This is a genomic window from Methylibium sp. (genome assembly GCF_013817365.1).
In the GTDB taxonomy this organism is placed as follows: Bacteria; Pseudomonadota; Gammaproteobacteria; order Burkholderiales; family Burkholderiaceae_C; genus Methylibium.
This window is the reverse complement of record NZ_JACDCU010000400.1, coordinates 1-3851: the sequence shown is the minus strand read 5'-3', so window position 1 is coordinate 3851 and position 3851 is coordinate 1. Positions and strand designations below refer to the sequence as shown.

The 3851-nt window shown below is 67.5% G+C and carries 6 protein-coding genes; 4 read left to right on the top strand and 2 right to left on the bottom strand.

The annotated features are described in order from the left end of the window. A partial coding sequence (locus tag H0W38_RS18510) for an aminopeptidase (protein WP_292456844.1) occupies positions 1–798 on the top strand: 798 nt, incomplete at its 5' end. A 17-nt stretch (positions 799–815) separates the two neighbouring features. After that, positions 816–1193 carry a polyhydroxyalkanoic acid system family protein gene (locus H0W38_RS18505; RefSeq protein ID WP_292456842.1) on the top strand — a complete coding sequence of 126 codons (378 nt, stop codon included), beginning with the start codon at positions 816–818 and terminating at the stop codon, positions 1191–1193. 4 nt (positions 1194–1197) lie between these two features. Here the strand turns inward: H0W38_RS18505 and H0W38_RS18500 are convergent, their stop codons facing one another. Further along, positions 1198–1455, bottom strand: a complete 258-nt coding sequence (locus tag H0W38_RS18500) for an acyl-CoA-binding protein (protein ID WP_292456840.1) — start codon at positions 1453–1455, stop codon at positions 1198–1200. Between the two features lie 183 nt (positions 1456–1638). Here H0W38_RS18500 and H0W38_RS18495 point away from each other — a divergent pair, with 183 nt between their 5' ends. Together H0W38_RS18495 and H0W38_RS18490 are read left to right on the top strand one after the other, a co-directional pair. After that, the gene (locus tag H0W38_RS18495; RefSeq protein ID WP_292456837.1) at positions 1639–2571 is read left to right on the top strand and encodes an ABC transporter ATP-binding protein; all 933 of its coding nucleotides are present in this window, start codon (positions 1639–1641) and stop codon (positions 2569–2571) included. After that, complete coding sequence (locus H0W38_RS18490; protein ID WP_292456835.1) at positions 2568–3335, top strand: ABC transporter permease; 768 nt, start codon at positions 2568–2570, stop codon at positions 3333–3335. Before H0W38_RS18495 ends, H0W38_RS18490 begins: the two co-directional genes overlap by 4 nt. Here the strand turns inward: H0W38_RS18490 and H0W38_RS18485 are convergent. Further along, on the bottom strand, positions 3317–3851 hold a 535-nt coding region (locus H0W38_RS18485), incomplete at its 5' end, for a hypothetical protein (protein ID WP_292456832.1). The genes H0W38_RS18490 and H0W38_RS18485 overlap by 19 nt on opposite strands.

Here is a 3851-nt window from a genome sequence, read left to right as displayed (position 1 = left end):
GTGTGGAACGTGGTGGCAGCGCCCGAGCTGTCGCTGGCGCTGAAGACCTGGTGCTTTCCGGTGGTCGGCTGCGTCGGTTATCGCGGCTACTTCGAGCGCGAGGGCGCCGTGGCACTTGCGGGCGAGTTGCGCGGCGCCGGTCTGGAGGCCAGCGTGTACGGCGTACCGGCGTACTCGACCCTCGGCAAGCTGCCCTTCGACTACTTCGCCGACCCACTGCTCAGCACTTTCATCCGCTACCCCGAAGGCGAACTGGCGCGGCTGATCTTTCACGAACTGGCGCATCAGGTCGCCTATGCCAAGGACGACACCGAGTTCAACGAAAGCTTCGCAACGGCGGTCGAACGCCTCGGCGGGACGCGCTGGCTGCACCAGCACGCCGACGAGGCGGCGCGCGAGCAATACCGGCGCTACGACGCCCGCCGCCGCGATTTCAAGGCGCTGGCACTCGCCACGCGCCAACGGCTGGAGGCCGTTTACGAAAGCGACGCCAGCGACGCCGACAAGCGCCGCGCCAAGGCCGAGGTGATGGCGCAAATGCGCGCCGAACACCAGCGCCTCAAGGACGGCCCGTGGGACGGCTACCGCGGCTACGACGCCTGGTTTGACAACGCCAACAACGCCAGCCTCGGCGTGCAGGCCGCCTACAACGCGCTGGTCCCCGCCTTCGAAGCGCTGTTTGAAGCCGAGGGCCGCGACTTCCCCCGCTTCTACGCCGAGGTCGAGCGCCTTGCCGCCTTGCCCAAGGAGGAGCGCCGCGCGACACTCGCCGCACTCGATCCGGCGCCGCCGTCTTGACAAGAAAGAAACCCGCGATGCCCGACATTTCCCTGCAGCGCAAGCACCGGCTCGGCCTGGAGCGGGCCCGCGAAGTGGCTTGGCAATGGGCCGAGCAGGCCGAACAGAAGTTCGGGATGCAATGCACGGTGGAAAAGGGCGACTGCGAAGACACCGTTCACTTCACGCGCAGCGGCGTGGCCGGCACGCTGCGGGTGAGTGCGGACGGCTTCGACATCGACGCGAAGCTCGGGCTGCTGCTCGGTGCCTTTCAGCCGAAGATCGAGGCCGAGATCGAAAAAAACCTCGACACGCTGCTGGCTGCCGAGGGGCCGCGCGGCAGGGCGGTCGCGCAAAAGCAGCCGCCGGCCAAAGCGCCTGACAAGATGCACAAAAAGGCCTCGAAGAAAGCCTGAGGGCTCAGCCCTTCAAGGACTCGACCAGATCGATGTAGTCCTGCATCGCGCCCTCCTTGTCCTTGCCCTTCTGTTCGTTCCAGGCATCCCACTTGGCGCGCCCGACCATGTCGGCGAAGCCCGGGCGTGCGCCGTCTGCATCGCCGGCGGTGGCCTGCTTGTAGAGCGCGTAGATCTTGAGCAGCGTCATGTTGTCCGGTTTTTCCGGCAAGGCCTTGGAGTCGGCGACGGCTTGGTCGAAGGCGGCTTTCAGCTCAGGCATGGTGGCTCCGGTTCATTGAGGCAGACGGTGAGAAACCAGGTTGACGCGGGCCATGTTACCGAGCCGCTGCGCGCCAACAACGAGCCCGGCGCGGGGGCATTCGGCCGACCGAGCCGCAGCATCGGCCGAGCGCGCGCGAGAACAAGCGCTCCCTACAATCCGACGCCCGAGCCCGAGACCTTCATGCCCGCCGTTCGCTTCGACTCCGTCTCCAAGACCTACCCCGGCGCGCGCGGCGATCTGCAAGCCCTGCAGGGCGTGAGCTTCGATATCGAAGCGGGCGAATTCTTTGGCCTGCTCGGCCCTAACGGCGCAGGTAAGACCACGCTGATCAGCATCCTGGCCGGCCTCGGCCGTGCCACGGCGGGGCGCGTGCGGGTGCACGGCCACGACGTGGTCGACGATTACGCCGCCGCACGCAAGGCGCTCGGCGTGGTGCCGCAGGAGCTCGTGTTCGACCCCTTCTTCAGCGTGCGCGAGACCCTGCGCATCCAGAGCGGCTACTTCGGCGTGAAGAAGAACGACGACTGGATCGACGAGCTGCTCGCCAACCTGGGTCTGGCCGATAAAGGCGACGCCAACATGCGACAGCTTTCGGGTGGCATGAAGCGCCGGGTGCTGGTGGCGCAGGCACTGGTGCACCGCCCGCCGGTGATCGTGCTCGACGAGCCGACCGCCGGCGTCGATGTGGAACTGCGCCAGACCTTGTGGCACTTCATCGCGCGGCTCAACCGCGCCGGCCACACGGTGCTGCTGACCACGCATTACCTGGAAGAAGCCGAGGCGCTGTGCGGCCGCATCGCCATGCTCAAGGCCGGCCGCGTGGTCGCGCTCGACCGCACGGCCAACCTGCTGGCGGGAACGGCCAGCACGATGCTGCGCTTCAAGACCGACCAGGTGCTGCCGGCCGCGCTTGCCGCGCAGGCGCGCGTCACCGGCCGCGTCGTGCAGCTGACCGCGCACGATGCCGGCGAAGTCGAGGCGTTGCTGGCGGCGTTGCGCATGGCGCACGTGAAGGTCGAAGACCTGGAGATCGGGCGTGCCGACCTCGAGGATGTGTTCCTGGAGATCATGCTCGGCCCGCCACCGAAAGCCGTTGCGGAGACGCTCGCATGAGCCATGTTCTCGACGGCGCTGGCACGCTCTTTCGCAAGGAAATCCTGCGCTTCTGGAAAGTCAGCTTCCAGACCGTGGCCGCGCCGGTGCTCACGGCGGTGCTGTATCTGCTGATCTTCGGCCATGTGCTCGAGGACCACGTGAAGGTCTTCGACGAGGTCGACTACAGCAGCTTCCTGATCCCTGGCCTGGTGATGATGAGCGTGCTGCAGAACGCCTTCGCCAACAGCAGTTCTTCGTTGATTCAGAGCAAGGTGACCGGCAACCTGGTGTTCGTGCTGGTCACTCCGCTCAGCCATTGGGCCTGGTTTGCTGCCTACGTGGGCGCGTCGGTGGTGCGGGGGTTCGTTGTCGGTTGCGGCGTGCTTGTGGTGACGGTGTGGTTCGCGCCGCCCGGGATGGTCGCGCCCGGGTGGACGCTGGCATTCGCGCTGCTCGGGGCGGCGTTGATGGGCTCGCTCGGGCTGGTTGCGGGCCTGTGGGCCGAGAAATTCGACCAGATCGCCGCCTTCCAGAACTTCATCGTGATGCCGATGACCTTCCTCTCCGGCGTGTTCTATTCGGTCGGCTCGCTGCCGCCCTTCTGGCAGGCGGTGAGCCACCTGAATCCCTTCTTCTACATGATCGATGGTTTCAGGCGCGGCTTCTTCGGCGTCAGCGACGTTTCGCCGTGGGTGAGCCTGGCGGTGGTGGGTTCGAGCTTCGCGGTGATCGCCGCCATCGCGCTGCGGCTTCTCGCCAGCGGCTACAAGCTGCGCAGCTGAAGCGAGGCGATTGCGTTGGGGTGCGTCCCCGGCTCGCCTTCGGGCAGCGTCTCGGGCGCCGGCGTGTCGAGCAGCACGCACGCCAGTTGCAGCACTTCGACGGTGACGACAGCGGTGGCCGGGTGGACGAGCCGGGATGCGCTTGCATCGTGCCAGGCGCGGACCAGGCGAGGCCGCTCCAGCGGGGCCAGGCGGCGCAGCCGAACCAGGGCGCGGCGCAGCGATGCCGGGCCGCTGTTGCGACCCGGCAACGGGCAAACGCGCAACCCGAGCAGCCCCAGCACGGTGGCCTGCCAGTCGGCGGCGTCGCGAAGGTCCAAGCCCAAGGCGTGCGCCATGGCTGTGCTGGTTTCAGCGATCACCGGCGTCAGCGCTTGAAGGCGGTTGCGCGGGTGAGGGCGGGGCCAGCGCGGTTGATGACCATCGATCAGCTCCCGCATGGCCAGTGCGCGCAGATGTTCGGTCGGGCCGTCGGCCAGGGCGTGGAGCGCCGAGCGCAGCGCGAGTCGCTCGGCG

What these genes read in the sequence shown, in the direction of transcription:
- H0W38_RS18495 (WP_292456837.1), top strand. Translation starts at nt 1,639, where the DNA reads ATGCCCGCCGTTCGCTTCGACTCCGTCTCCAAGACCTACCCCGGCGCG.
- H0W38_RS18500 (WP_292456840.1), bottom strand. Translation starts at nt 1,455, where the DNA reads ATGCCTGAGCTGAAAGCCGCCTTCGACCAAGCCGTCGCCGACTCCAAG.
- H0W38_RS18490 (WP_292456835.1), top strand. Translation starts at nt 2,568, where the DNA reads ATGAGCCATGTTCTCGACGGCGCTGGCACGCTCTTTCGCAAGGAAATC.
- H0W38_RS18505 (WP_292456842.1), top strand. Translation starts at nt 816, where the DNA reads ATGCCCGACATTTCCCTGCAGCGCAAGCACCGGCTCGGCCTGGAGCGG.